At 57.9% G+C, this 26,816-nt stretch carries 28 protein-coding genes; 2 read left to right on the top strand and 26 right to left on the bottom strand.

Translation table 11 applies throughout. The features are described from left to right. Positions 1-148: 148 nt before the first annotated feature. The 10 genes from eno to infA form a co-directional block, all read right to left on the bottom strand. Positions 149-1,438: a phosphopyruvate hydratase gene (gene eno / locus Q0D41_RS05815; protein WP_294376556.1), complete on the bottom strand. Its 1,290-nt coding sequence runs from the start codon at positions 1,436-1,438 to the stop codon at positions 149-151. Positions 1,439-1,625: 187 nt separating this feature from the next. Beyond that, positions 1,626-2,345, bottom strand: coding sequence for an energy-coupling factor transporter transmembrane protein EcfT (locus Q0D41_RS10065; RefSeq protein ID WP_367113816.1), 720 nt, complete (start codon positions 2,343-2,345; stop codon positions 1,626-1,628). Positions 2,346-2,441: 96 nt separating this feature from the next. After that, positions 2,442-2,780 carry a hypothetical protein gene (locus tag Q0D41_RS05810; RefSeq protein WP_294376554.1) on the bottom strand — a complete coding sequence of 113 codons (339 nt, stop codon included), beginning with the start codon at positions 2,778-2,780 and terminating at the stop codon, positions 2,442-2,444. A 104-nt stretch (positions 2,781-2,884) separates the two neighbouring features. After that, on the bottom strand, positions 2,885-3,388 hold the full coding sequence (rplQ, locus tag Q0D41_RS05805; protein ID WP_294376550.1) for a 50S ribosomal protein L17: 504 nt from the start codon (positions 3,386-3,388) through the stop codon (positions 2,885-2,887). Between the two features lie 15 nt (positions 3,389-3,403). Further along, entirely contained in the window at positions 3,404-4,354 is a 951-nt protein-coding gene (locus tag Q0D41_RS05800; protein ID WP_114614655.1) for a DNA-directed RNA polymerase subunit alpha, read from the bottom strand. 30 nt (positions 4,355-4,384) lie between these two features. Continuing rightward, entirely contained in the window at positions 4,385-4,981 is a 597-nt protein-coding gene (gene rpsD / locus Q0D41_RS05795) for a 30S ribosomal protein S4 (protein WP_114614656.1), read from the bottom strand. Between the two features lie 21 nt (positions 4,982-5,002). Beyond that, positions 5,003-5,398, bottom strand: coding sequence for a 30S ribosomal protein S11 (gene rpsK / locus Q0D41_RS05790; protein WP_114614657.1), 396 nt, complete (start codon positions 5,396-5,398; stop codon positions 5,003-5,005). An 11-nt stretch (positions 5,399-5,409) separates the two neighbouring features. Beyond that, positions 5,410-5,778 (bottom strand): 30S ribosomal protein S13, encoded by a 369-nt coding sequence (rpsM, locus tag Q0D41_RS05785; RefSeq protein WP_114614658.1) that lies wholly within the window; start codon positions 5,776-5,778, stop codon positions 5,410-5,412. Between the two features lie 21 nt (positions 5,779-5,799). Beyond that, entirely contained in the window at positions 5,800-5,913 is a 114-nt protein-coding gene (gene rpmJ, locus Q0D41_RS05780) for a 50S ribosomal protein L36 (protein ID WP_006363204.1), read from the bottom strand. A 198-nt stretch (positions 5,914-6,111) separates the two neighbouring features. Continuing rightward, the gene (gene infA, locus Q0D41_RS05775; RefSeq protein WP_114614659.1) at positions 6,112-6,330 is read right to left on the bottom strand and encodes a translation initiation factor IF-1; all 219 of its coding nucleotides are present in this window, start codon (positions 6,328-6,330) and stop codon (positions 6,112-6,114) included. Between the two features lie 428 nt (positions 6,331-6,758). Here infA and Q0D41_RS05770 point away from each other — a divergent pair, with 428 nt between their 5' ends. Continuing rightward, positions 6,759-7,202: a universal stress protein gene (locus Q0D41_RS05770; protein ID WP_294376540.1), complete on the top strand. Its 444-nt coding sequence runs from the start codon at positions 6,759-6,761 to the stop codon at positions 7,200-7,202. Between the two features lie 427 nt (positions 7,203-7,629). On the opposite strand, the gene tsaE is transcribed toward Q0D41_RS05770, so the two are convergent. The 4 genes from tsaE to hypB all read right to left on the bottom strand — a co-directional run bounded on the left by tsaE (position 7,630) and on the right by hypB (position 11,036). Continuing rightward, positions 7,630-8,082 carry a tRNA (adenosine(37)-N6)-threonylcarbamoyltransferase complex ATPase subunit type 1 TsaE gene (gene tsaE / locus Q0D41_RS05765; protein ID WP_294376538.1) on the bottom strand — a complete coding sequence of 151 codons (453 nt, stop codon included), beginning with the start codon at positions 8,080-8,082 and terminating at the stop codon, positions 7,630-7,632. A gap of 116 nt (positions 8,083-8,198) precedes the next feature. After that, on the bottom strand, positions 8,199-9,137 hold the full coding sequence (locus tag Q0D41_RS05760; RefSeq protein ID WP_294376534.1) for an aldolase: 939 nt from the start codon (positions 9,135-9,137) through the stop codon (positions 8,199-8,201). Between the two features lie 189 nt (positions 9,138-9,326). Continuing rightward, positions 9,327-10,145, bottom strand: a complete 819-nt coding sequence (gene nadE / locus Q0D41_RS05755) for an NAD(+) synthase (protein WP_294376531.1) — start codon at positions 10,143-10,145, stop codon at positions 9,327-9,329. A gap of 231 nt (positions 10,146-10,376) precedes the next feature. Next, on the bottom strand, positions 10,377-11,036 hold the full coding sequence (hypB, locus tag Q0D41_RS05750; protein ID WP_294376528.1) for a hydrogenase nickel incorporation protein HypB: 660 nt from the start codon (positions 11,034-11,036) through the stop codon (positions 10,377-10,379). A 245-nt stretch (positions 11,037-11,281) separates the two neighbouring features. Between hypB and Q0D41_RS05745 the strand changes: the two genes are divergently transcribed. Next, positions 11,282-12,166 carry a methionyl aminopeptidase gene (locus Q0D41_RS05745; protein WP_114614733.1) on the top strand — a complete coding sequence of 295 codons (885 nt, stop codon included), beginning with the start codon at positions 11,282-11,284 and terminating at the stop codon, positions 12,164-12,166. A 78-nt stretch (positions 12,167-12,244) separates the two neighbouring features. Here the strand turns inward: Q0D41_RS05745 and Q0D41_RS05740 are convergent, their stop codons facing one another. The 12 genes from Q0D41_RS05740 to Q0D41_RS05685 form a co-directional block, all read right to left on the bottom strand. Then, positions 12,245-12,607: a hydrogenase maturation nickel metallochaperone HypA gene (locus Q0D41_RS05740; protein ID WP_294376518.1), complete on the bottom strand. Its 363-nt coding sequence runs from the start codon at positions 12,605-12,607 to the stop codon at positions 12,245-12,247. 213 nt (positions 12,608-12,820) lie between these two features. Further along, a complete protein-coding gene (gene tatC, locus Q0D41_RS05735) occupies positions 12,821-13,684 on the bottom strand; it encodes a twin-arginine translocase subunit TatC (RefSeq protein WP_294376515.1) in 864 nt (287 codons plus the stop codon). A gap of 3 nt (positions 13,685-13,687) precedes the next feature. Next, on the bottom strand, positions 13,688-14,413 hold the full coding sequence (locus Q0D41_RS05730; RefSeq protein WP_294376512.1) for a twin-arginine translocase TatA/TatE family subunit: 726 nt from the start codon (positions 14,411-14,413) through the stop codon (positions 13,688-13,690). A gap of 348 nt (positions 14,414-14,761) precedes the next feature. Continuing rightward, positions 14,762-15,100, bottom strand: coding sequence for a P-II family nitrogen regulator (locus tag Q0D41_RS05725; protein WP_294376510.1), 339 nt, complete (start codon positions 15,098-15,100; stop codon positions 14,762-14,764). Between the two features lie 32 nt (positions 15,101-15,132). Next, the gene (locus Q0D41_RS05720) at positions 15,133-16,407 is read right to left on the bottom strand and encodes an ammonium transporter (protein ID WP_294376507.1); all 1,275 of its coding nucleotides are present in this window, start codon (positions 16,405-16,407) and stop codon (positions 15,133-15,135) included. Between the two features lie 370 nt (positions 16,408-16,777). Beyond that, positions 16,778-17,452, bottom strand: a complete 675-nt coding sequence (locus tag Q0D41_RS05715; RefSeq protein WP_294376504.1) for a winged helix family transcriptional regulator — start codon at positions 17,450-17,452, stop codon at positions 16,778-16,780. Positions 17,453-17,463: 11 nt separating this feature from the next. Next, a complete protein-coding gene (locus tag Q0D41_RS05710) occupies positions 17,464-18,795 on the bottom strand; it encodes a glutamine synthetase family protein (RefSeq protein WP_294376500.1) in 1,332 nt (443 codons plus the stop codon). 204 nt (positions 18,796-18,999) lie between these two features. Next, positions 19,000-19,773, bottom strand: a complete 774-nt coding sequence (locus Q0D41_RS05705; RefSeq protein ID WP_294376498.1) for a type 1 glutamine amidotransferase — start codon at positions 19,771-19,773, stop codon at positions 19,000-19,002. Positions 19,774-19,776: 3 nt separating this feature from the next. After that, positions 19,777-21,180: a Mur ligase family protein gene (locus Q0D41_RS05700; RefSeq protein ID WP_294376496.1), complete on the bottom strand. Its 1,404-nt coding sequence runs from the start codon at positions 21,178-21,180 to the stop codon at positions 19,777-19,779. A gap of 140 nt (positions 21,181-21,320) precedes the next feature. Beyond that, positions 21,321-23,414, bottom strand: a complete 2,094-nt coding sequence (locus tag Q0D41_RS05695; protein ID WP_294376685.1) for a glutamine synthetase III — start codon at positions 23,412-23,414, stop codon at positions 21,321-21,323. A 241-nt stretch (positions 23,415-23,655) separates the two neighbouring features. After that, positions 23,656-25,437 (bottom strand): DUF3825 domain-containing protein, encoded by a 1,782-nt coding sequence (locus Q0D41_RS05690; RefSeq protein ID WP_294376493.1) that lies wholly within the window; start codon positions 25,435-25,437, stop codon positions 23,656-23,658. Positions 25,438-25,506: 69 nt separating this feature from the next. Then, the gene (locus Q0D41_RS05685) at positions 25,507-26,757 is read right to left on the bottom strand and encodes an amidohydrolase (RefSeq protein ID WP_294376490.1); all 1,251 of its coding nucleotides are present in this window, start codon (positions 26,755-26,757) and stop codon (positions 25,507-25,509) included. Positions 26,758-26,816 lie beyond the last annotated feature (59 nt).

Raw genomic sequence — 26,816 nt, 5'->3', positions numbered from 1 at the left:
CGTTTCAACACAACTCATTCACTATACCCCACATACTGCAGGGTTTTCGGACGAATTCGCTCCAAGTTTTCTCGCGGCAACAAGAAAGCCCCAGCAACTGCTGGGGCTTTCGCGATTCACTCTTGCACAAAATCGATTCGACGCAAAACTACTTGATGTTGTAGAACGCATCCTTGCCAGCATATGCGCCGGACATGCCGAGCTCTTCCTCGATGCGGATGAGCTGGTTGTACTTGGCGATGCGGTCGCTGCGGCATGGAGCACCCGTCTTAATCTGGCCGGTATTCATGGCAACAGCCAGGTCGGCGATCGTGGTGTCTTCGCTCTCGCCAGAACGATGGCTCATGACGCACGCATAGCCGGCTTCCTTGGCCATCTCGATAGCCTCGAGCGCCTCGGTGAGGCTGCCGATCTGGTTCACCTTCACCAAAATGGCGTTGGCGACGCCCATCTCAATGCCCTTCTTCAGACGCTCGGTGTTCGTGACGAACAGATCGTCGCCGACGAGCTGCACGCGATCGCCAATGCGATCGGTAAGAAGCTTCCAGCCATCCCAGTCTTCCTCGGCCATGCCGTCTTCGATGGAGATGATGGGGTACTTGTCGACGAGCTTCTCCCAGTAATCGACCATTTGCTCGCTCGTGTACTCAACGCCTTCGCCCGCGAGGCAATACATGCCGCGCTCGGCGTCGTAGTATTCCGTGGAAGCGGGGTCCATGGCGAACATGATGTCGCTGCCCGGCTTGTAGCCCGCGGCCTCGCACGCCTGAACGATGTACTTCAGGGGCTCTTCGTTGGTCTTCAGGTTGGGAGCGAAACCGCCCTCGTCGCCCACGCCGCCACCGAGGCCAGCTTCATGCAGAACCTTCTTCAGCGTGTGATAAATCTCGGCGCACCAACGCAGGCCCTCGGCGAACGACTCGGCGCCAACAGGCATAATCATGAATTCCTGGAAGTCAACGTTGTTGTCGGCATGCACGCCGCCGTTGAGAATGTTCATCATGGGCGTCGGCAGCACATGGGCATTCGCACCGCCAACGTAGCGATACAGCGGCAGCTCGCTCGACTGGGCAGCAGCACGTGCGCAAGCGAGAGAAGCGCCCAGAACGGCGTTCGCACCCAGGTTGCCCTTGTTCGGAGTACCGTCGACGTCGATCATTTCGGCGTCGATAGCGCGCTGGTCGCGAGCGTCCATGCCGATAATGGCTTCGGCAATTTCCTCATTCACATGGTCGACGGCCTTCTGAACGCCCTTGCCAAGGTAGCGGCCCTTATCGCCGTCACGCAGTTCAACAGCCTCGAATGCGCCCGTAGATGCGCCAGACGGAACGATCGCGCGGGCGAACGAACCGTCGTCGAGGGTAACCTCGACCTCAACCGTGGGGTTGCCGCGGGAATCGAGAACCTCTCGGCCGTAGACGTCGAAGATGATGCTCATGAAGTTTCCTCCTATGATGAACGAACCGGGACCTACAAGCCCCGCCCTAACAGCGAAATTGTATACCACACGCGAAAGGGCGATGCGGCAAACGGCGTAACTTAGCCGGCAAAGGGGCTCGAGCAACGGAGACTGGCATACGAAGCGTCGTTCGAAGGCGCATTGGTCGCTTTACGCACAGGCTTCTTTAGAAGAGAACGCCTACAACGATGCAGAAGACAGAAAATGCCATGACCATAATCACCGAACACGGCTCCACATGCTGTTCGCCGCGCAAGCTCGTACGAGCGCCAGGCGCGCCATAGCATCGGGCCTCCATCGCGCAAGCCAATACGCTCGCATGGCGAAACAACCCCACGAGCATTGGAACAAAAGCCCTGCCTCGCTGCATTATCCTGCCCACAAAGCCACCGTCATCGAAATTCGCGCACCGCGAACGTTGCGCCTGGCACACAATCGCATATTCATCAAAACATGCCGGAATGAAGCGGAGGGCAAGCGAGAACGTCGTCGAGATATCGTCCACAGGAACCCCGAGATTTCGGAGGGGGCGCATCAAGCTCGAAAACGCACGGGTAAATTGCGCACTGTCGTACGCGAGCGCAACCGAAAGCGCGGACAGCGCAAGAACCACGATGCGTGCTGCATAGAAAAGGCCGGCACCTATGCCGTGGGGAATTTGGGCGATGACGGTACACGCGAGAATGAACGCAAGCGGAGCAATGCATGCGGCCATACTGCGCAGCGAAATTCGAAAGTATAAAAGCGCCATGGCCAAGAGCACGCCAAACGCGCCCAATCCCAGCCACGTTGACACGAATAGAAGCGAAACGGAATACGCGAGCAAACCCACAAGGGCGAAGCGCGCATCGAACGCAGTCGAACTATGTTGTGCGGATGTGAACATGCCGCAAGTATAAAAGAGGAAGGCCAAAGCCTTCCTCTTGAAGTGCGTATTCCATTGTTTTCGCTCCGAGAAAGCCGGAGCAAGAATAGAGAGAAACTACTCCCCCGCCTTATCGGCATTGCGCTGCGACACTTCCTTGGCCATTTCAGCCGCTTTGTCGCCAACCTCTTTCGCGGTGTCCATGAGCTTATCGCTTACAGCCTTCGCGTCATCCATCGCCTTTTCGGTCGCATTCTTCGCTTCGTCGATAAGGCCCGGAATATTTTCGCGCGCCTGATCGGTCAACGCCTGACGTTTTTCACGAGCGCTTGCGACGACACTCGGAGCCTGTTCCTGAGCGGTATCAATCATTTTGTCGGTCGCGGCTTTCATATCGCCCGCGAATTCCTGCGCGGCGTCGATTGCGCTATTGAGGATTTTTCCAAACTCAGACATGAGATGCCTCCTTGCAATAGGTTCCCCTCGTCTTTATATGGTAACGCAAAAACGCCGCCCCGAAGGACGGCGTTTGTTTTGCTAAATTCCCGTTGAAAAGCGAGTTACTCGGCTTTTTCCTCGGTAGCAGCTTCAGCCTCGACGGCCTCTTCAGCCTTGGGCTCTTCGACGGTCTCTTCGGCCTGAGCCTCTTCAACCTTCTTCGGAGCAGCCTTAACAGCTTCAGCCTTCTTCTCGGCCTTCTTCACGGGCTCGGTCACGAGCTCCATGATAACCATGCTAGCGTTGTCGCCCTTGCGGGTGCCAAGCTTCATGATGCGAGTGTAGCCACCCTGACGGTCGGCCCACATGCCCTGCTGAACCTTCTCAAAGATCTCGCGAACGAGCTCTTTGTCACCGAGAGCGGCGATAGCGAGACGGCGAGAATGCAGGTCGCCACGCTTGGCCCAGGTGATGATGCGGTCGACGTCGGGACGAATCTCCTTAGCGCGGGCTTCAATGGTCTTAATGCGATCATTGGTGAACAGCGCCTGCACCAGGGACTTCTTCATGGCCTTAGTATGGCTGGCATCGGTGCCCAGCTTGCGGCCCTTCTTGTAATGCCTCATCGTGTAGTCTCCTAGTTATTGCTTCAAGTTGAGGTCCATAGAGATCAGCTTGTCCTTGACCTCTTCGATGGACTTCGCGCCAAAGTTGCGGATGTTGAGCAGGTCGTTCTCGGAGAACTCGACCAGCTGACGCACCGAGTGGATGCCTGCGCGCTTCAAGCAGTTGTAAGAACGGACGGAAAGGTCCAGGTCCTCAATCTGCTTGTCGAGCTCGGCGTTGGCCTCCTGGCCCTCCGGCGCGAAGATGGACGGAATCTCGCCCTCTTCCTCGTCGACGATATCGGCCAGCGAAAGGAAGGCACCCATGTACTGGTCGATGATGTTCGACGCACGGCACACCGCTTCGTTAGGAGCGATGGAGCCGTCGGTCTCAACTTCGAGAACCAGCTTGTCGAAGTCGGTGCGCTGACCCACACGCGTGTCGCTGACTGCGAGAGTGCAACGACGCACGGGAGAGAACAGGCTGTCGACGTGGATGATGCCAATGGGATCCTCGGTGCGCTTGTTGCGCTCAGCCGAGACGTACCCACGGCCCACGCCGATGCGGATGCTCATGTTCAGCGTGCCGCCATCGGCAACGGTGCAAATGACGTGCTCGGGGTTAATGAGCGTGAACTCGGCGGGAACCTTCACATCGGCGCCAGTCACCGTGCACGGGCCCTCGACCGAAATGGTGGCCGTGGCTTCCGTGTAGTCCTCGGAGAGGGCCGAGAAAACAAGACCCTTCACGTTGAGGACGATATCGGTGACGTCTTCGATGACGCCTTCAGCAGTCGTGAACTCATGCTGAACGCCTTCGATCTGGATAGCCGTGGCTTTGGCTCCGTCCAGCGACGACAGCAGAACGCGACGCATGCAGTTACCCAGCGTGTATCCGAAACCACGCTCAAGCGGCTCGACGATGAAGCGGGCGACAGTGTCGTTCACTTCTTCGGTAGTAACGGTTGGCCTCATGAACTCTGCCATAGTTTGTAAGCCTCCTTAAGCCGCGGTTAATTACTTCGAGTAGAGCTCGACGATAAGCTGCTCGTTGATGTCCAAATCGATCTGGTCGCGGTTGGGGAGAGACAGCACGTTGCCCTGAAGCTTCTCGATGTCAACCTCGAGCCATGCAGGAACCTGCATACGCTCGTTGGAGACGAGAGCGCTCTTGATAACGAGCATCTCCTTGGCCTTGTCGGCCACAGCAACGACATCGCCGGGGCGAACGCGGTAAGACGGAATGTCGACGCGCTTGCCGTTAACGGTGATGTGACCATGGGAAACGGTCTGACGGGCTTCCTTGCGGGTGCGAGCAAAGCCCAGACGGAACACGACGTTGTCGAGACGCGACTCAAGGATGCGCATCAGGTTCTCGCCGGTGATGCCGGGCTGACGCTTAGCCTTGTTGAAGTAGCCGCGGAACTGCTTCTCCAGAACGCCATAGATGAACTTGGCCTTCTGCTTCTCGCGCAGCTGCATGCCGTACTCAGATTCCTTACGGCGACGCTTGGGCTGGCGAATGGATTCCTTCTTAGAGCTGTAGCCGAGCACGACCGGATCAATACCGAGCTGGCGGCAGCGCTTAAGAACCGGAGTTCTGTTGATTGCCATAGTGATTCGATCCTCTCTTAATTAGCAGCGGCGACGCTTGCAGGGGCGGCAGCCGTTGTGCGGGATGGGCGTGCAATCCTGAATGCTAGAGACCTCAAGGCCAGCAGCCTGCAGGGAGCGGATAGCAGTCTCGCGACCAGAGCCGGGGCCCTTCACGAAGACGGCGACCTTTTTCAGGCCATGCTCCATAGCGGTCTTGGCGGCCTGCTCGGCAGCCATCTGCGCAGCAAACGGGGTGGACTTACGAGAGCCCTTGAAGCCCACGGTGCCAGCAGAATTCCAGGAAATCACGTTGCCCTGAGGGTCGGTGATGGAAACGATGGTGTTGTTGAAAGTGCTCTTGATGTGAGCCTGTCCCACCGCAATGTTCTTGCGCTCGGAGCGCTTGATGCGGGTGCGAACGTTCTTTTTAGCCATGTGTCAAACCCCTACTTCTTCTTGCCGCCGATTTGCTTACGCGGGCCCTTGCGGGTGCGAGCATTGGTGTGGGTGCGCTGGCCACGAACGGGCAGACCCTTGCGGTGACGGAGGCCACGGTAGCAGCCAATCTCCATCAGGCGCTTGATGTTCTGCGAAACCTCGCGGTGCAGGTCACCTTCGACGGTGAGGTTCTTGTCGATGTATTCGCGGATCTTCTGCAGATCGTCTTCGGAGATATCCTTGACACGGATGTCAGGGTTAACGCCGGTCTCTGCAATGATCTTCTTGGCGGTCGTGTTGCCGATGCCGTAAATGTAGGTCAAACCGATCTCGATGCGCTTCTCGCGAGGGAGGTCGACGCCGAAAAGACGAGCCATGGTATATCTTCCTCTCTCTTTTTAGCCCTGGCGCTGCTTGTGACGAGGGTTCTCGCAAATGACGAGGACCTTGCCATGACGCCTAATGATCTTGCACTTGTCGCACATCTTCTTGACCGAAGGACGGACCTTCATGCTTGTCTCCTTTGAATGTGCGGCTTCCCTTCGGCTGACGGATTTGCCTCTGGGGAACCATTTACTCTTCACTCTATGAAACACGCCCAGCCGCAGGCGATGTTTTCACTTCTTGCGCCCCGAAGGGCATGCGCTCGAGAGCGCACTAAAGCACCCTGCCGGCTCACGTTACGCGATATGGCGGGTGCAGCATACCGCTTATTTAAAGCGATAGGTGATACGGCCGCGGCTCAGGTCGTAGATCGAAAGCTCGACCGTGACTTTGTCGCCGGGCAGAATCTTGATGTAATGCATGCGCATCTTGCCAGAGATATGAGCGAGAATCTCATGGCCGTTCTCGAGCTCGACTTTGAACATTGCGTTCGGGAGAGCCTCCAGAACGGTGCCCTCAAGTTCGATGACGTCTTCTTTAGCCAAGAATCTTCCTCTTCCCAAATTCTGTCGATTACGCTGTGCGCACTGCAAACGCAGCGACCGAATACTTTACCAGAGGTAAGGCAGAATCGCGCGTATATTGAGCAAGCTTTCACGAGGACACCACAACCCATGGCGCCTTCGCGTCGCACGTCGTGCATATTACCACGTTTTTTCCGTCTCCTTAGAACGTTCACCTGCGTTTTTCGTCTTTTTGTGAAACTTTATTTTAAGGAACTGCATACGGTTTTGGATGTTAGTTTCCTAAAGGAACCTATCCCCTTTTTGGAATGGTTGCCATGAGACCGAAACGGAGACGCGCGGGGGCGTTGAAGGACTTTAAAAGCCTCGCCCAATACCCCAGTGTTACAATAGAACCATCGAAGGCGCGCATACCAATGCACGGCAAACTCAAGGGATTGGAGCCGTTTATGTCAATGCAATACAAGCGTATTTTCGCTGCTCTCGATGGTGCGAAAACTCAGGAAATAGTCGCTGAACGCGCAATTGAGCTCGCTGCCAGCGAGCACGCCGATTTGGTATTTGGCCACGTGGTCGACTCCGTGCCCTACGAGGCAGCCGGCACCGATTTCGCCGCACTGGCAATGGACATGAAGGAAAAGCTCGAAGAGTCGCTCGGCGATATTTTGGAAGCCGCTCGCAACAACCCCGACATCCCCTCCGTTGGCGTCGTCGTGAAAGCCGGCCGCATTACCGAAACCCTGAACGAGGAGCTCATCCAGCCGTTCGATCCCGATTTGGTCATTTGCGGCGAGCGCGGCCTGAGCAACATCAAATATGTGTTCGTCGGCAGCGTTTCAACGTACCTCATCCGCAATTTGCGCTGCGACGTTCTTGTCGTGAAGCAGGACTAGTTCAGCGCGAACAACGGGAGCCCCTGAGGCTCCCGTTTCTTTTAGATATCTTAGTATCTTTTCAATACCAGGTATTTCTTTATACTCTTCTCTCTTTCTATATGCTCGTATTTTTCTAGCACAATTACTTCGTTTCATTTAATGCCCTCTGCGCCATAAGAGGGCATTTATTTTTGGCCCTTGCCCGCTTCGCTCTACACCGCGATTGCAGGCGCAACCCTTAATCCAATGAAGGCAGGCGCAGAATCGCTGGAATGCTCAAAGCGAATACGTGAGCCGACTTGAAATACCCGTATCACCTGTTCATGAATAGTGGTTTCTTTTAGTGACCTAGTAGTTTTATGGTACTAGGCCACTATTCTTCATCTGGCGTCTTTTTATTACTTAGCTGCCATAAAATATTTAGGATATTTGCTACTGCAAAGAGCTAAAACAGACCGTCGGAAAGCTCGCGCGCACGTTCGCCCGTGGCACATGCATCAATGGTGCGCGTGCCGTCTTCGGACACCTTGAAATCGAGCACGAGGCAATCGTCGGGCGCGGCCTCTTCGAATTTATCGCCCCATTCCACAAGCGACACGCCGTCGCCTTCGGTGATGCCGTAATAATCGATATCTTCGAGTTCTTCGGACTCTTCCAAGCGATACAAATCGAAGTGATACAGCGGCAAGCGGCCATCGTGGTATTCGCACACCAAATTGAACGTAGGGCTTGTGGGGACTTCAGCAATGCCGAGCCCCGCGGCGAAGCCCTGTGTGAAGTGGGTTTTGCCCGCGCCCAAATCGCCCACGAGCAAAATCACGTCGCCTGGCTGCACGCGATCGGAAATCGCGCGAGCAAGTTGCTGGGTCTCTTCAACGCTATGGCTTTCGAATGGCATACGAGCCCCTTTCTGAATACTATCCCGAGCGTCGGAATCGAGGCGTCAGGCAATAAAAAGAAGGTCCCGTTGCCGGGACCTTCCGAACAAGCTCTTCGATTGTACGCGAATTCGACTTACAGCGTGAAGTCCTTCTCGCCCTTGAAGACGGCAAGAGCGTCGACAACGCTGTAATCAGCGAGGGTGATGGCGGAAATCGCCTTGGTCAGACGAACCGCCTCGTCGAGTGAGCGCTGGTGGATGTTGCGGCCGGTCGCGTTGCCGCAGGCATGGCCAATATGGATCTGGTCATGCAGCTGCGTGAGGAAGGTTTCGGCGTCGACGGTGGAACCGCCAGCGCACACAAGGCCCGTACGGCCAGCGGCAGCGGAAGCGATCGCGAGGCTCTCGGCGGAGGTGGCTTCGTCGGTGGCCTTCGGCGGGTTCACCTTCACGAAGTCGGCGCCCAGGCACAGCGCGACGCCAGCGGCGCCAGCGATGAGGGCGGGAGCCTTTTCGTCGGCAACAGCCTTGCCGCGAGGGTAAATCCACAGAACCACGAGCAGGCCGGCGGCGTGGGCCTCAGCGATGAGCTGGCCAGCCTCGGCGAGCATGGTGCTTTCGTATTCAGAGCCCAGGTAGATGGTGTAGCCCAAGCCCACCACGTTCACACCGTTCGCGCGCATGTCGAGCACGGCCTCGAGGTCGTGCAGCTGCGGGCTATAGGGATCGTCCTGAGCGGTTTTCACGAGGTTGGTCTTCGAATTCATCTTGACCAGGTAGTTGACCTCGGGATAATCGGCGGCATAGCGGGCAACGAGGCCACGCTGGCCGGCGCACACGCCGCACACGCCTTCGCTGGCGATTTTGAACAGATGCTCGGGGTCGAGGTCGGCGGGGTCGATGCCTTCGCCATAGAAGTCGCCGTTGAGGTGCTCGACCTTCTGGTCGCATGCGAACAGCATCAGACGGCCGGTACCGCGCGTAGCGGCCATGTAATTGTCAATGTAAGTCTCGCGAGCGTCGGCGCTCACGTCGGCGGGAACCTTCACCTGATCACGGGTGATTTCGGGCATTTCGTTCCTCCTTGTGAAGATACGGTTTGTGAACGTCATCGCAGCAATCGGCTCGTTAGCCTCTTCGCGCATGACCAACCAAGTTTAGCCGATGCCGCACGGCTTCAAGGCGCTTTCACAGAAACGGCAGTGACACCGCCGCGGACGGCGCGATTTTGAAGGCGGGCGTCACCATGCCCGCGCGCGTCGTTATTCCGCGTACGGAATAACGGGAAACTGCGGCTCAAGGGCGCGCTTGAACGCATACGATTCCACACGCTTGGTAACGCGTTCAACCTCTGCCGCATCATAGCCGTCGGCGATGAGCTGCTCGACGCTTTTGCCGCGTTCTTTGTAATCGATGAGCAGCTTGTCGAGCTCGGCATAGGTAGTGCCGAGCGAGGCCTCGTCTTGCTGGCCGGGAGCGAGCTCGGCGCTCGGCGGCTTCACGAGCACGTGTTCGGGAATGGGAGCCACCTGCCCCGCCGCTTCAGCGCGAGCATTCACCCAGCGCGAAACCGCATACACGTCGGTTTTATACAAGCCGCCAATAGGGGCATATGCGCCGGCCGTATCGCCGTAGAGCGTGGAATAGCCCATCATGGCCTCGCTCTTGTTGCCGGTATTCACCATGGTCCACCCGTAGAAGTTCGCAAGCGCCATGAGCACGATCATACGGCATCGGGCCTGGGTGTTTTCCCCTGCCGTAGAACGGTCGAAACTCGGGCACAGGTTCGACAGCTGGCCCTCGAACACCCGGTATGCCTCCGCGATGCTCACACGCTCGGCGCGAATGCCCAGGTTGCGGGCAAGCTCCTGGGCGTCAACCAAGGAATGTTCGGTGGAATAGGGGCCGGGCAGCATGTAGCCGTGCACGTTTTCGGCACCGAATGCATCCACACACATGCATGCGACCAGGCTCGAATCGATTCCGCCCGAAAGGCCAAGAACAACGCCGTGGCCCCCGATGCCCTCTACGAATTCCTTCAGGCCCGCAACGCAGGCCGCGTATTGCTGTTCAGCGTTCATAGCACGCACTTCCTTTCACGTTTCTGAAAGTCTAGCCCAAGGCTGTTTCGGAGGTATTTCGAACAACGCCTGGCAACAAAAATAAAGAAAAAGCGGCCGCGCACCTTTGCGCAGCCGCTCAAGATCGAGAGGTCAATGGCAGTCCCTCAAATGCCGCAAGAGACGCTTCGCGCGATTCGGAAAGAACCGCTCTAACCGAGCCTCGTCCCGAATGATTCCCACATGACAGGCTTAAGCCTGCTGGAGCGCATGAATGCGGTCGCGCAGCCAATTGGCCCAGGCGTCAACGCCCTCGCCCTTCGTCGCCGCGATGGGGAAAATGGGCGCCTTCGGGTTGAGCTGGGTGACTTCGTCGCGGAAAGCCTTTTCGTCGAAATTGAACACGCTCATGGTGTCGACCTTATTCAGGATGATGGCCTCGCTCGCCTGGAAAACGCCCGGGTACTTCAGCGGCTTGTCGTCGCCTTCGGGCACAGACAGAATCATGACCTTAGCGCCTTCGCCCAAGTCGAAATCGGTGGGGCACACAAGATTGCCCACGTTTTCGACGATGATGAGGTCGAGGTTGTCCAAATCGAGCGCATCGACCGCACGACGAATCATGTCGCTTTCAAGATGGCACGCGCCACCCGTGTTGATTTGCACCGCAGCAATGCCCTGGGCGCCAATGCGCTTCGCGTCGACGTCGCTCGCGATGTCGCCTTCGATAACGGCGATGTTGAACTCGTCGCGTAGCGCTTCAATGGTGGCCAGAATGGTGGACGTTTTGCCCGAACCGGGGCTTGCGAGCAGATCGAGCACGAACACGCGCTTCTCGGCGAACAGTGCGCGGTTCTCCTGCGCAAGGCGGTCGTTCTTGTCGAGAATGGGTTGCTTCATATCTATTTGCATGGGATTCCTCCTCTTCTTACGCTGCGCCCAGTGTAGTGCATTTCACGCACGATGCGACGCACGGAAGCGCCGCAGCACACCAATGGCACGTATCGCGCGGAAGCGGCATTGAAGGCGAGATGAATGATTCGTCGAGTGTTTCCCTTGGCTTTCTTTCTGCGATGACCATGCCTGAAATGAGCGCTACAATATCGCAAACCAATTTTGCGGCCGATCGCGGCCGCCCGAGCGAAACGAGGATCGCAATGTACGACGGCGAAGGCCAGCCGGGACGCAACGACGAATGCTGGTGCGGCAGCGGCAAAAAGTACAAGAAGTGCCATTGGCAGACCGATGAGCGCCTGCAGGAGCTCTACGACAAGGGCTACGAGGTTCCCACGCGCGACATTCTGAAGGGCCCCGCCGATATCGAGGCCATCAAAGCGAGCGCCGCCATCAACGTGGGCGTGCTCGACATGGTGGCCGAGCGCATTGCGCCGGGCGTGTCCACCGAGGAAATCGACCAGTGGATTTACGATTACACCATCGAGCACGGCGGCACGCCGGCCGATTTGGGTTACGGCGGATTCCCGAAGAGCGTGTGCACGTCCATCAACGACGTTATTTGCCATGGCATTCCCTGCAAAGAGGACGTGCTGAAAGAGGGAGACATCGTCAACATCGACTGCTCCACCATTCTTGACGGCTATTACAGCGATTCGTCGCGCATGTTCTGCATTGGCGAAGTCTCGCCCGAACGCCGGCGCCTGGTCGAAGAAACCAAAAAGGCCGTGGAAGCGGGCCTCGCCGCCATTAAGCCTTGGGGACTACTGGGCGACGTGGGCGCCGCCGTGCACGAATACGCCAAAGCACAGGGCTATTCGGTCGTGCGCGAATACGGCGGACACGGCTGCGGGTTCGAATTCCATGAAGACCCATTCGTGAGCTTCGTGAGCGAGCCGGGCGAAGGCATGGTGCTCGTGCCGGGCATGACGTTCACCATCGAGCCCATGGTGAACGCGGGCGCGCCCGACATTGATTCGAGCGATCCGAACGGCTGGACCGTGCGCACCGCCGATGGCAGCGACACGGCCCAATGGGAAGTTCAGGTTTTGATCACCGAAACCGGATACGAGCTTTTGAGCTGGTAGTTCTTTCGCTTCCATCATGGCCGCCATTCATGCGCCCCATACAAAACCGCCCCGAGGAAGACTCGGGGCGGTTTCTTTTTATTCTTCGTTTTCGTCGGGAATATCGACTTCGATTGAATCGATTCGCAGTTCCTTGCCTTCGATAAGGTCGGCAAAGCCGCCGCATTCGGGACACATCACATGGAAGCGATCGTGCGTGAATTCGTGCCCACACTCCACGCAGCGGCTCTTCGGCGGCACCATGGTGATGTCGAGCTTCGAGCCCGAGAACAGCGGATCGCCGTCGGTAATAGCTTCGTACGCGAACGTGAGGGCGTCCTCGATGGCCTCGGTCATCTCGCCCACAGAAAGCGACACCTTCAATACCTTGTCGGCATGGTTCGCCTCGGCCGCCTGGCGCACGCTCTCAACGACGCCCGTCACCATTCCAAGCTCGTGCATGATTACCCTTTCCGCCGTTCTGCCGAACGGCGGAACGAATTGACGCTACAAAGCTGCCCAGCACGGCATCTTGGCCCTCAGACTTCACCTTGCGTAGCGCTGCTACGCGGCGGCTTGCCTTCAGGCCAACCTGCCGCACCGGACAGCTTTTCGCTGACTTTTCCTATCAAGTAAGAATACCAAAAGCACCACCTTCGCAGATGGCGCTTTCGGTTAGTCGTCCAGGTCCATGTGTTCTTTGAACTTCTTCTTGGCCTTCTTCTTGGTTTCGTCCCATTCGGCGGCAATCTCGGCGTCTTCGGCCGCTTCGCGAGCCTCTTCTTCCTGGCGCTTCTTCAAACGGTTGCCCAGAACGATGCGCGCAACCAGCAAGCTGAGCTCATACAGCACGATCATGGCGCCGAACATGAGCAGCATGGTGACAGGCGAAGCGTCGGGCGTGGCCATAGCGGAAATGACCATGAGCACGATGTAAACCGTACGCCAAGAGCTGCGGAGCTTCTTATAGGGCACGATGTCGAAAATGACCAGGTAGAACACAACGAGCGGCAACTCGAACGCGACACCGAAGCACAGCTCGAAGTTGATGATGACATCGACCCACGCCTTGGCGTCGGGCAGGATTTGCGCGAAACCGCCAGCCTGGTCGGTGAGCCACTGCACGGCGGGGTTCAGAATGAACAGGTAGCAGAACACCGTGCCGAACATGAACAGGAACACGCCCACGGCAAACGTGGGAATGAACCACTTGCGCTCGTTGGGCTTCAAAGCGGGCAGGAAGAACGCGAGGATCTGCCACAGGATAATGGGCATGCACGCCACGACCGATGCCCACAGCGCGACCTTGAAGCGAATGGTGAACGAGCCGAACACGTCGAGCACGTTCAAAACTACCATGCCGTCGTCGCCCTTGGGCAGATAGTCGGCCACGGGCAGGCACATGAACTGGATGATGGTAGGCGTTGCCAGGTAGAACACGCACATGGCGATAAACAGGGAAACCACGATGCGAACCAAACGCATGCGCAGCTCGCCCAAATGATCAAAAAGCGGCATTCGCGCCGGACCGATAGGCATGGGCTACTCCTCCTTCTGGGTCGCGGCGGACTCGTTGGCAGCGTCGGCCGCTGCGGGACGCTTCTTCTTTTTGGCAGGCTTGGCCGTGCCGAGGATCTCGCTCGCGAGTTCGGATTCGGCGGCGCGCTCGGCGTTGACTTCGGCCTGGGCCTTCTCAGTTGCCTCCATACGGGCGGCCATGACCTTCTCGTGCACCGTGGCGGGCTTGGTCGCGGCGGCAAGCTCTTCGGCCTTCGCCTTTGCCTTGGCGGCATCGCCGCTCAGGGCCTTGGCGGCCTCGGCGTTCAAGGCGGCATTCGCAGCAGTCGCGGCCGCGATGCCCGCACCAGCCTCGCCGGGCTTTGCCTGCACAGCGGCGGCAGCGGCGGCTTCGGCTTCAGCGGCGGCTTCGGCGCGCACTTCCTTGGCGGCCTCCATCGCAGCCTCGCGCTTCACCTTGTCGGCGCGCTCTTTGTCGTATTTCGCCTTACGAGAAGCGAACGATTCCTTCTTCTCGATTTTCTGCTTGTTCTCTTTGTCGATTTGCTCCATCGGGTTTTTGACGGAGTCATCGGTCAAGGGGTCGTAGATTTCAGTCTTAACGACCTTGTTCATTTCATCCTGGGCGCTGCGGAACTTCGAAATCGCCTTGCCAACGGTTTTCGCGATGGCGGGCAATTTGTCGGGACCGAAAATCAAAAAGCCGAACAGGAGAATGAGGAAGAGCTCAGTTCCACCGATACCAAACACGGGACGACCTTTCCATTCGTGCAAACAACCGTGCCATATTACCACACGCACGCGCGGGGCTAGCGCGCAAGGGGGTGCGAAAACCCCTCCATATTTAACTCACGCCACACACAAATTCGGTTCATTGTTTGCACACTTTTATGCAGTGCGCTCGAACATGACGCACAAGAAAACGGCCGCCCGATCGAATCGGACGGCCGCACATCACGCGAACATCGATGTTCTTATCTACTTCACCTTACTTGGCGGAGGGCCGCTTCGGTACGCAAGCCGCAGCTTGAACTCGAAGCGCTCCGCCAGATTGCCATGCAACGTCGGCGACAAGCGTCGTTCGTCAGAACGGCAACCCTACACCGCTCCTTCTCCGCTTTCGCCAGTACGAATGCGAACTACCTGCTCGACAGGCGAGACGAAAATCTTGCCGTCGCCCACCTCGCCGGTACGGGCGGTATTGCAAATAAGTTCGACGGTGGAATCGACTTTGTCGTCTTCGACGACCACGGTGAGCATGATCTTCGGCAGCATGTTCACGATGACCTCGCTGCCGCGGTAGTACTCTTTCCAGCCATGCTGATTTCCGCAACCCTGCACCTGGGAAATAGTCATGCCCTTGATGCCGGCTTCGAGAAACGCATCCTTGAGCGCTTCAAGCTTCGCCGGACGAACGATGGCTTCAATCTTTTTCATCGATGGCTCCTTTCGAAATTCCGAGCTACCAGTTAGTCCAGGCCATTGAACGCGGGGTATGCGCTCTCGCCGTGCTCGCGAGCGTCAAGGCCTTCAGCCTCTTCCTCGGCGGACACGCGCAGGCTGCCCTTGAACAGAACCTTCACCACAAGGCCGATGATGACCGACATCACGGCAACGAAGGCGATGGTGATAAGGATGCCCTCGATCTGAGCGATGAGCAACGTGGGGTCGCCCGTGTACAGCAGGCCGCCGAAGTCGGTCCAGGAGAGGTCGGGCACGCAGAAGATGCCGGTGAGCACGCCGCCCACCATACCGCCGATGCCGTGGCAGCCGAATGCGTCAAGGGCATCGTCGTAGCCGAGCTTCGGCTTGAGGAACGCCATGGCCGAGTAGCAGATCGGGGAAACGATGAGGCCCATGACAATCGCGGCCCATACATCGACGAAGCCGGCAGCCGGGGTAATAACGACCAGGCCGGCGACAATGCCCGTGCATGCGCCAACGAGCGTCGCCTTGCCAGAGCGCAGACGCTCAACGAGCATCCAGGAAATCATAGCGGCCGCAGGAGCAACCATGGTGTTGAGGAACGCGAGCGCGGCAACGCCATCGGCAGCGAATGCAGAAGCGCCGTTGAAGCCGAACCAGCCAAACCACAGAAGCGAAGCGCCCAGAGCAACAAAGGGGATGTTGTGCGGACGATAGCTCATCATGCCGTAGCCGCGACGCTTGCCGAGCAGCACGCACAGGATGAGACCCGTGAGACCAGAAGAGATATGCACGACGTCGCCACCAGCGAAGTCGAGCGCGCCAATGGTGTCGCCGATGAGCGAGCCGTCGCCGCCCCACACCATGTGGGCCAAGGGGGCATACACGAGCAGCAGCCAAATGGAGATGAACGCGAGCACCGCGCCAAACTTCATGCGGCCAGCCAAGGAACCTGTGATGATGGCGATGGTGATAATGGCGAACGCAGCCTGGAAAGCGACATCAACGAGCACGGGGTACGTGTCGTGGGAAAGCGCCAAATCGCTGCCACCCAGCATGTTATCGAGCAGGCCCATGCAGAAAATCTGGTCGAAGCCGCCGAAGAACGGGCAGCTGCCGTCGCCGCCGTAGGCGAACGACCAGCCGGCCACAATCCACAACACGCCGACGAAACCGATTACGGCGATTGACATGAACATGGTGTTCAACACGTTTTTGCGGCGAGAAAGGCCGCCATAGAAAAATGCAAGTGCCGGCGTCATCAAGAACACCAACATCGCGCCCAGAATCATGAATCCGGTGCTGCCTGGATCAAACATGATTGCTCCCTTCTTCCGGCGGGCGCATTGATTGCCGTTTGTGGAGCGGCCGTTCCCCATGTGTTTCCGAAATAAGGCTCGCGAAACCGAATATTCGAAAATGGCCTCTCCACACCCGGCGTTTTGTGCGCCCATGGATATGACGCATTTCATTATGGGGAGCTTCGGCGCGCACAAAGAGCGCGCAAAGGTGAGTTAACGGCTGAAAAACCAAGCCGTAACATAGGCGAAACTGGCGTTACGAACAGGAAATATTCAAGTAATGAGGACGAAATAAATAGTCGCGAGGCGCTTGCTGCGAGCAAGAAACAACCCCATGAAAAAAGGGCCCGAAGGCCCCTCTTTCATGCTTACTATCATGATTGATGCTCTAGCTCTGCCACAAATAGCCAGCACCGCGCACAGTTTCGATATGTTGGGCAACCTCGGGGCCGAGCTTGGCGCGCAGGCGACGCACATGCACATCGACCGTACGGCTGCCGCCGTAATAGTCGAAGCCCCACACCTGGGAGAGCAGCACCTCGCGCGAATAAATTCGACCCGGATGCGTAACCAAAAACGACAGCAGGGCATATTCCATGAACGTGAGGTCGATAGGCTCGCCATTGACCTTGACCTGGTACGTCGCCAGGTTCACCGTGAGCGCGCCCATATGGATGAAGTCGGCATCGCTCGTCATTTCACCCGGCCACAAAAGGCGACGGCAGCGAAGCTTGATCTCGTCGTCGCTCGCGCCGCTGCATGCGAAATCGCTCGTCACGCGCACAGGCAGGCGCACCGATTTCATGCGCGATTCGTCGAGCATCAAAAACAGCGTGGAATCGCCGCCGCTGGCAAGCTCGGCCTCGATGGCCGAAATGTCGCACCCGCCATCGGTGTCGTCAATCACGAGCAAATCGACGCCCAGGCCATGGCCGGAAGAAAGCGCCTGCGCGGGCGGCACTTTCAGCGCGCGCACGTCGGCATCCATGGAAGAGAATAACGCGGACGCACGCTCGAGCGTGATGGTGCGGCCGCACGAAACAAGAATCGTCTTGGAATGCATAACGCGCCTCCCTACAGCCTTGCCAGATAACGGTCGATTTCCCACGAGCTCACGTGCGCGCGATATTCTTCCCATTCGGCACGCTTGGCCGAAATGAGGTTCTCGCAGATCACATCGCCAAGAATCTCGTGCATGAGCTCCGATTTCTCGAACTCGTCAACCGCCTGGGAAAGGTCGCGCGGCAAGTATTTCAAGCCGCGTTCGGCGATTTCAGCCTGCGAAAGGTTGAACAAGTTCTCCTCGACCGGCGCGCACAGCTCGAGGCCTTCCTCGATGCCCTTGAGGCCTGCGCCGAGCATGGCGGCATACGCCAAATACGGATTCGCCGCCGAATCGACGCTGCGCACTGCAATGCGCGTCGATGAGGGTTTGCCCGGCTTGTATCGAGGCACGCGCACCATGGCCGAACGGTTTCGGCTTCCCCACGACACGAGCACGGGGGCGTCGAAGCCCGGCACCAAACGCTTGTAGGAATTCACGTACTGGTTGGTGATCAGCATATATTCGGGCGCATACTTCAAAAGGCCGGCGATATAGCTCTTGGCGACCGACGAAAGCCCCATGCCGTCGGGGTCGTTCGCATCGGCGAACGCATTGCCGTGCTCGTCGAACAGCGACTGGTGCACATGCATCGCGCTTCCTGGTTGGCCCTCGATGGGCTTCGGCATGAATGAAGCATGCACGCCCTGCGCATGGGCCGTTTCCTTAATGACAAGGCGCGCGGTTACCACGGCATCTGCGGCAGAAAGCGCGTCGCAGAAGCGCAAGTCGATTTCCTGCTGCGCCGGAGCCGCTTCATGATGCGAATATTCAACAGGAATGCCCATTTTTTCAAGCGTGAGCACGGTTTCGCGGCGAAGGTCGGATGCGTTGTCGAGCGGCGCCAAATCGAAATAGCCGCCCTTGTCGATGGGTTCAGGCGCAGAATCGCTCTTGAAGCAGAAATATTCGACCGCCGTGCCGATGTTGACCGAATAGCCCATCGCGCCTGCGCGCTTCAGCATATTCATGAGCACATGGCGCGAATCGCCCGCAGCCGGCGCCCCGTCTGGCGTGCGCAAATCGCAGAACATGCGCGCTACGCCGTCGTCGCTCGGACGCCACGGCAGCACCTGGAAGGTCGACGGGTCAGGATGCACGAGCATATCGGAATCTTGCAAGCTCGCAAGCCCGTCGATGGACGAGCCGTCGAAGCCGATGCCTTCTTCAAACGCGATTTCAATATCGGAGGGCGTAATGGCGACGTTTTTCAAATTGCCGAAAATATCGGTGAACCACAATCGCAGAAAGCGAATGTTGCGCTCTTCGATTTGCTTGATGACATATTGCTTCGTATCAATCATGAAAGCCCCCTGACGGCCGTTTTGAGCAAAGCCCGCTTGTGGCGAAAAGCGAGCCGCAGTTACCAGGAATAATAGCATCGTGGGTGTTTATACGGCTGTTAAAGGAATGTTACGAAGAAAACTCGAATCTACGAATAAGCGCCCGAACGAATTCGGGCGCTTCGAGCGTTCTCTCTTCAGTTGTTTTGCCGAATAGCGCTTGCGCTACACGCCCAAACGTTTCACCATCACTCGATTTGCCTCAAGCTCGATGGCATCGTCGAGCGGCGCCAGCTCCAGCACGTCGCCGCGGCGCTCGTAGGCTTGCGCAATAAGATAATCGGCGACCTGCGGGTTTTTCGGCAACAGGGGGCCATGCAAGTAGGTGCCAATGAGGTTTCCCTGATGCACGCCCTCAAAACCGTCTTCGCCATTGTTGCCAAACGTTTTGCCGAGCACGCGGCCGAGCGGCTTTGCGTCGGGGCCGAGCGTCGTGCGCCCGCCATGGTTTTCGAAACCGACGATTGGGGCGTCGCAGATGTCGCTTTGGATAACGGCATTGCCGATGAGGCGCCCCTCGCCGCGCACGGTTTCCATATCGATGACCCCAAGGCCTTCGACCACCACGTCGTCCATGGCGTAGCTATGGCCCAAGAACTGGTAGCCGCCGCATACCGCGAGCAGCACGCCACCATCGGCGACATAGGCGGAAAGCTCGCTTTTTCGCGCGACCATGGCGTCTTTCACGATCATTTGCTCTCGATCGGCGCCGCCGCCGATGAACACGATATCGACCTGCGAGAAATCCATGGCATCGCCCATGCCAATCTCGCGCACCTCAACGGGCAAACCGCGCCACTGCAAACGGCGCGTAAGGGCGATCACGTTGCCGCCATCGCCGTAAAGGTTCAAAAGCTCGGGGAACAAATGCACGATAGTAAGGGACTTCACATCGTCGCGCACCGAGGGCCTGTGGGCCCATTTCAAAGAATCGACCATGATTTATTTCTCCCCCTTCGCGGCGGCTTCAAGGCCTTCGAGCTCGCGACGAACGGCCGGCAGCGCGGTGTAGTTCGCGATAATGTACACCTTGCCATCGTCGGCGCTTGTCGCAGCCAGCACATCGGTGACGTTCTCGACGATTTCGGCCTGAATGCCCGCATACTTCAAACGTACCTGCATATCGTTCGCGCGCGTGCCGCCCACAAAGGCGCGCAGGCCATCAATCTGCGACCAGCGCTCGAAATCGATATCCCAAAACCATGACACGTCGTGGCCGTCGGCGTCGTTGTCGTTCACGAACAGCGCGAGCACGCGGCCGCGTTCGTTGAGCACGATGCGAATGTTCTGGTTGAAGCCCGTGGGATTCTTCGCGAGGTTCGTCATAACCTTGCGTTCCCCCAAATCAAACGTTTGAAGGCGGCCGTTCGTCGGGTGGTATTCGCGCACAGCGGCTTGGTAGTTTTCGAAAGGCACGATGCTCGACAGCTTCGAGATGGCATAGGCGGCAAGCACGTTGTACACCATGTAGGCGCCCGTATGCCCCGTGTGCACGCTGCGGCCATCGATATCGAACACGAAGCCGTCTTCCTCAAGGCGCACATTCGTCGCCGCGAAAGCGAGTTCGGGACGCGCCCATCCGCAATCGGGGCAACGATAGGCGCCGAGCTGGCCGTAGTGCACGTAGTCGTATTCCAACGCCCCGCCGCACTTTTGGCAGAAGCGGCTGTCGGAAATGCGGTCGGCGGAAAGGCCCATGTCGCTTGCGATGCCGAACGCGAGCGATTTGTTTGGAATGCGGTCGGCGATGGCCGCGCACAGCGGATCGTCGCCGTTGAACACGAACGTGGTTTCGGGCGTTTTCGCGAGCGCTTCGGCGATGGTGGCCTGAATGCGGTCGATTTCGCCAAAGCGGTCGAGCTGATCGCGGAACAGGTTCAGCAGCATGAAATAATGCGGACGAAGGCGAGGCAGCACATACTTGGTATACATCTCGTCGCATTCGAAGCAGCCCACAGGCGCCTGCGCGGCGCTTGCCACGTCAACGACCTTCGACGTGTCGGGCGCGAGCATGAGCGACGTCACGATGCCCGATTGCAGATTGTTTCCCTCGCGATTGCAATACAGCGGCACGCCTGCGGTTTGCAAGCAGTCGGCAACGAGGTTCGTGGTGGTGGTTTTGCCGTTCGTGCCCGAAATCACGGCCACGGGATTCACCTTTTTCGCCAGGTCAACCAAAACCGTAGGATCAACCTTAAGCGCCATAGCGCCCGGGATATTTCCCGCAGAGCGATGCATGAACGTCTCGCCGCCCCATCGGGCCGCCCTGCCCAAAGCCACGGCAGCCGCCGCACGAATTCCCATATATGTCACCTCGCGAATATCGCCACAACAAGAAAGGGGCATGCGGCCCCTTTCGCTTCGTGTCATTCTATCATTGGCGCCAATGCGTCGCCCGCAGACCTGTTAAACGCTCAGAGCATTTAACAGGTCGGCCGAATAAACGTCGGCGAGTGCGGGCCCGTGAGCCTGACTGCAAGGCCAGGCTAGCAGTAGAACAGCATGTCGTCGTACGTCGGGACGGGCCAATAGTCGCTTGCGACAATGGGCTCCATGGCATCGACGGCCGCGCGCAGGGCGTCCATCGCAGGGCGCACCTTATGGGCGTACGCGTTGGCCTGCTCTTGGGAATCGGCAATCGCCTCGGCCGAGACATGGGCATCGCGCAACGCATCGAGGCCATCGTAAATCGCATTCACACCTTCGGTGAGCGTCTTGAGCTCGCGGCGCTCATGCGACATGGGCGCATCGGGCATCGCAGCAGTCACCGTGGTAATGCCCTTGGCGATCTTCGTGGAATATGCGCTGATCACGGGCAAATACGTGCGGCGTGCCATGACTTCCATGGTGTTCGCTTCGATGTTCATGAGCTTGTTGTACTTCTCGAGCTTCACCTCGTAGCGGCTGCGCGCTTCAACGGGCGAAAGCACGCCCATCTCGGAGAACAGCTCGAGGTTCTTCTCGGCGACGAAGCACGGCAGGGCATCGGCGGTCGTGGCGAAGTTGCACAGGCCGCGGCGTTCGGCTTCGGCGTGCCATTCCTCAGAATAGCCGTCGCCCGAGAACAGGATGCGCTTGTGCGCCTGCAGGCTCTTGCGAACCCAATCGAGCGCGGCATGCTCGAATTCCATGTCGCCGCGCGCCTCCATGGCGTCGGCGAATTCCTTGAGCGTTTTCGCCACGGCGGTATCGAGCACGGTGTTCGCGTCGGACACGTTCACGCTGGAGCCCGGCATGCGGAATTCGAACTTGTTGCCCGTGAAGGCGAAGGGGCTCGTACGGTTACGATCGGTCGTGTCGCGCTCGAGGTTCGGCAGCACATCAACGCCGAAGTCGAGCTGCTCGCGCAGCGTATGCGCGGCGGTTTCGCCCGAAGTAAGCGCATCGATGATGCTCGAAAGCTCATCGCCCAAGAAGATCGAGATAATGGCCGGCGGAGCCTCGTGCGCGCCCAGGCGATGGTCGTTTCCGCAGCTCGCAACGCTCATGCGCAGCAAATCTTGATAATTGTCGACCGCTTCGATAACGCAGGTGAGGAATACGATGAACTGCAGGTTCGCCTCAGGCGTGTCGCCCGGGTCGAGCAGGTTCTCATCCTCGGTGCCGAAGCTCCAGTTGTTATGCTTGCCCGAGCCGTTAATGCCTTCAAACGGCTTTTCATGCTGCAGGCACACGAGGCCATGGTGGCTCGCAAGCAGCTTCATCATTTCCATGGTGAGGAGGTTCTCGTCAACCGCGCGGTTCGCGTTGCAGAACACCGGAGCGAGCTCATGCTGGCAAGGCGCGACCTCGTTGTGCTTGGTTTTCGCGGCAACCGCAAAGCCCCACAACTCGTCGTCGAGCTCTTTCATGAACGAATTCACCGTAGGGCGAATGGCGCCGAAATAATGCTCGTCGAGCTCTTGGCCCTTGCACGGAGGCGCGCCGAACAGCGTGCGGCCGCATACGATAAGGTCTTGGCGGCGTTCGTAATCTTTTTCAGAAATAAGGAAGTATTCCTGCTCAGTACCCACATTGACCGTGACATGAGCAGGGTTTTTGCCGAACAGGGAAAGCACGCGCTTCGTCTGCTTGTCGAGCGTGGCCATAGAGCGCAGAAGCGGCGTCTTCTTATCGAGCGCCTCGCCCGAATAAGAGCAAAACGCCGTGGGCACGCACAGCACTTCGTCTTTGATGAATGCGGGGCTCGTGGGATCCCATGCGGAATAACCGCGCGCCTCGAACGTTGCGCGCAAGCCGCCATTGGGGAAGCTCGATGCATCGGGCTCGCCCTGAACGAGCTCTTTGCCCGAGAATTTCACGATCGCCGTGCCATCACCCACCGGATCGAGGAACGCGTCATGCTTTTCCGACGTGATGCCCGTAAGGGGCTGGAACCAATGCGCGAAATGCGTGGCGCCATGCTTGAGGGCCCATTCCTTCATGCCGTGGGCGACGGCGTTTGCCACATCGAGATCGAGCGGCTTGCCCTCCTTCACGGTTTCAGAAAGCTTCTTGTACACGTCAGAGGGCAGATATTCCTTCATAACGTGATCGGAGAAGACCATGGTTCCATAACGACTCGTGAGGTCGGCGTTCATGCGGGCTCCTAAATCGATTGTTCGTTCAGCGAAAACGAGGCCGTGGCGTGCCTTCATAAAAGTTTCCACCATGTTTCGAAAGCCATTCTAACGGTATGCGTGCGCTTTCGCCGCCTAAAGTGCGCAAGCGGCAAAAACTATACGAATCAATGCAAAATGGCTGCCGCGCACCGAAGAACCGCATGCTCCATAACCAAAACGTCCCGCTCCATATGCGAAGCGGGACGCTCTTCATATTTCTTTAGGAAAGGCGCAGCGATGTGTTGAGCCAATCGCTGTCGGGCCGGCAAATGAGCCTCGCATTGTTGTAAGCCATCTTCATGGTGAGAATCGTTTGGCCGATGTAGGCCCCCGATTCCATAAGCTCAACGACGAGCGCGACATCGGGCTGCTCGTTTTCGGTGAGGTCGAGCGGGAGGAGCAGGCTCATCGTGTTCTTCGTGGGATAAAACGCCGGAACGGCCGTTTTGAAATTCCACTCGACGCGCTTTTGGGCAAGCTCAATGGCGTCATCGAGCCTGTTGATAAGCCTGCGCTTAATTTTCACGTTGTCCTCGACGGCCTCGCGGAGCTCATCGTATGCGGCGCGCCTCGACGTGTCGTCTTCGGCATGCATCGTTTTATCGAGCGCCTCAATCGCATCGTTTGCGCCACGAAGTTCTTCAGCAAGAAATGCCTTCGGCAATCGGTCGATGTTGTCGAGAAGAATATGGTCGACATCGCGCTGGAGCGTTCGGCTTCCGTCGAAGAGCAGGTCATCTTTCTTTTCAAAATACGATGCCCTTTGCGGCAAGGGCTCAAACGAAGCCACCAGCTTCTTTCCCCACATTCTCGAACCCGCTTTGCAGAACGCCTCGAAGCGCCACGGCAGTTCCATGTTCGACGGAGAAAAGCACGCATAAATCGCCTCGTACGTTGCGTCGACGAGGCCCGTGTTGAATGCGGCGATTCCCCTTTCGCGGTTTTCGAGCACTTTGCCCTCAGCCTGCAGCCTATAGAAGGTATACGTGAGATAGCTTTTGAGAATCGAATTCGACTTCGGTTCGTCATCGGCCTCGAATCCCCACTTTTCAGCAAGCGCCATCTCGGCAAGGCTTTCGATCGTATCGTCGAAATTACCCAGGTAGGCCCAGTCGAAAAGCGCCTGGCCAGCGCGCACCTTTTGCCGCGCGAAGTTATCCACGAAGCAGACATGCCACGGCATCGCGCCCGGCCTTTCCGCCCCGCGATCGCGCTTGATGGAAACCTCGACGAGCGTTTCCCCGTCATCGCGCACGATGCTCACGGGGAAAATGACCTTGCCTTCGTAATACCGAAGCACGCGATGGGACAGCGCATACTCCCAATCGCGGTTCAGCAGTTCCAACACGTCGATATCGCGCTGCTCGTATTCGGCAATCTGTTCGTTGCGGCGCTGCGACACCCAAACGAACGAAGAAAACACGGCGTCCATTGAATCGAGCTCGTTCAAAACGGCAAGGGGAACGGGGTTCACGAGATAGTCTTCAGACTCCTGCATGCCCGCAAAGCCGTCTTCCATAAGCGCAGGGAGCGGCTCTTTGGGAAGTCGCGGCTTTTCCGACTCGGCCTGCGCCTCGGCAATGCAGTCGCGGCGCAGCTTCATATGCTCAACGATGGGAACGTACGACAGAAACCACGCGGATCCGCCCTCCTGCGCATTCTCGGAGATAGAGACCTCGACAGCCTCGCCGTTCGCCATCTCAATATGCGTCGGGAAGCTGATCGTTTTCGCGTTGTGCATGCGCAATGCGCCCTGGGAAAAGGCCTCGCGCCAGTCGGCGCTGATAAGGCTCATGAAGTCGAGGCCCGGCCCATACAGGCTCGAAAGCTTCGACCTCGACGCATACGGAATGAAAGCGAGATTCAGCAAATCGTCCGACAACTCATTAAGAAGCTCTGCGGGAACGGGGGCTTCAACATATTTCTGCGAGCGAGCAGAGCTTGCGATGAGCTGGCGATCGGCGTCGCATAAAAGGCCTTCGTTCATCTGCTGCTCATTCATAGAGGTCTCCTTGGCTCTCAATCAATATCGTCGTAACTCGTTGGGTTTCGCGCCTGCGTTCGCCCGGCGCTATTCTGCCAGAAAATCGATGGCGTATTGGGCGGCAAGCGCCGCACCATTTTTCAGAACGCTTTCATCGACCGTATAGTATCCGCTGTGCTGAGGATACACCGCATCGACATCGGGATTGCGGCAGCCAAGGAAGACGAACACGCCGGGAACGATATCGAGGTATTCGCTGAAGTCTTCGCCCGCGAGGGTGCCCTCGTAATCGCTTACCGCCTCTTCGCCGAACAGCTTCACGACAGACTTGCGGCAACGCTCGGCGCACTCGGAATCGTTCGACAGGCCGGCATTGCCTTCTTGATACGTGAGCTTCGCCTTCGCATTGAATGCTTTCGCCGAACGCTGGATAAGATGCTCCAGGCGCTCAGGCATGGCCTTGCGCGTTTTATCGCTCCACGTACGAATCGTGCCCGTAAGGTAGGCCGAGCCAGCCATGATGTTGCGAGCCTCGCCTCCGTGGATTTCGCCCACGGTAACCACGAGAGGCTCGAATGGGGAAATGTCGCGGCTCACAAGAACCTGCAGCGCCACCACGATTTCGGCCGCGACCACCACGGCGTCGACGCCTTTGTGGGGCATAGAGCCATGGGCGCTCACGCCCTTGATGTCGATGCGGAACCAGTCGGTATTCGCCATGCGCTGGCCGGGCGCGCATGAAATGGTTCCAGCATCAACCTCGCTCCAAATATGCGTGCCGAAAATGGTGTCGACGCCATCGAGCGCCCCCGCTTTGATCATCATGCGGGAGCCAACGGAACATTCCTCGGCGGGCTGGAATAGCAAGCGCACTTCCCCATGGATTTCATCGGTCATGCCCAAAAGAATGCGCGCCGCGCCAAGCAGCATAGACATGTGGCAATCGTGGCCGCACGCATGCATGACACCTTCGTTTTCCGACGCATAGGGAGCGCCCGTGAGCTCGGTTACGGGCAGCGCGTCGATATCGCTTCGCAGCGCAATGCGATGGCGCGGATTTCCCTCTGCGTCATACGCATCGGACGCCGTGCCTTTGATGGTCGCGATAATGCCATTTCCAGGAACGCGGGTGTATTCAATGCCCATAGAGGCAAGACGCCAGCAAAGAGCATTTGCCGTCTCGGTCTCTTTGAGCGACAGCTCAGGATGCTTATGGAAATAACGGCGCTCGGCGATGATTTCCTTCTCCATGCCTGTCGCACGCTGCTTGATTTCTTCGCTGACTTTGCAACATTCCTGGTTACACTGCTTTTTCTTGGCTTTTCCGGCGCTTGACATCTCGCGTACCTTCCTCGCCCATACCGGCGTTTCACGTATTTCTCGCTCAACCCTAACAC

It is taken from the genome of uncultured Slackia sp. (genome assembly GCF_934630525.1).
In the GTDB taxonomy this organism is placed as follows: Bacteria; Actinomycetota; Coriobacteriia; order Coriobacteriales; family Eggerthellaceae; genus Slackia.
Note: the sequence above shows the minus strand (reverse complement) of the source record. Positions and strands in the feature narration are given on the sequence as shown.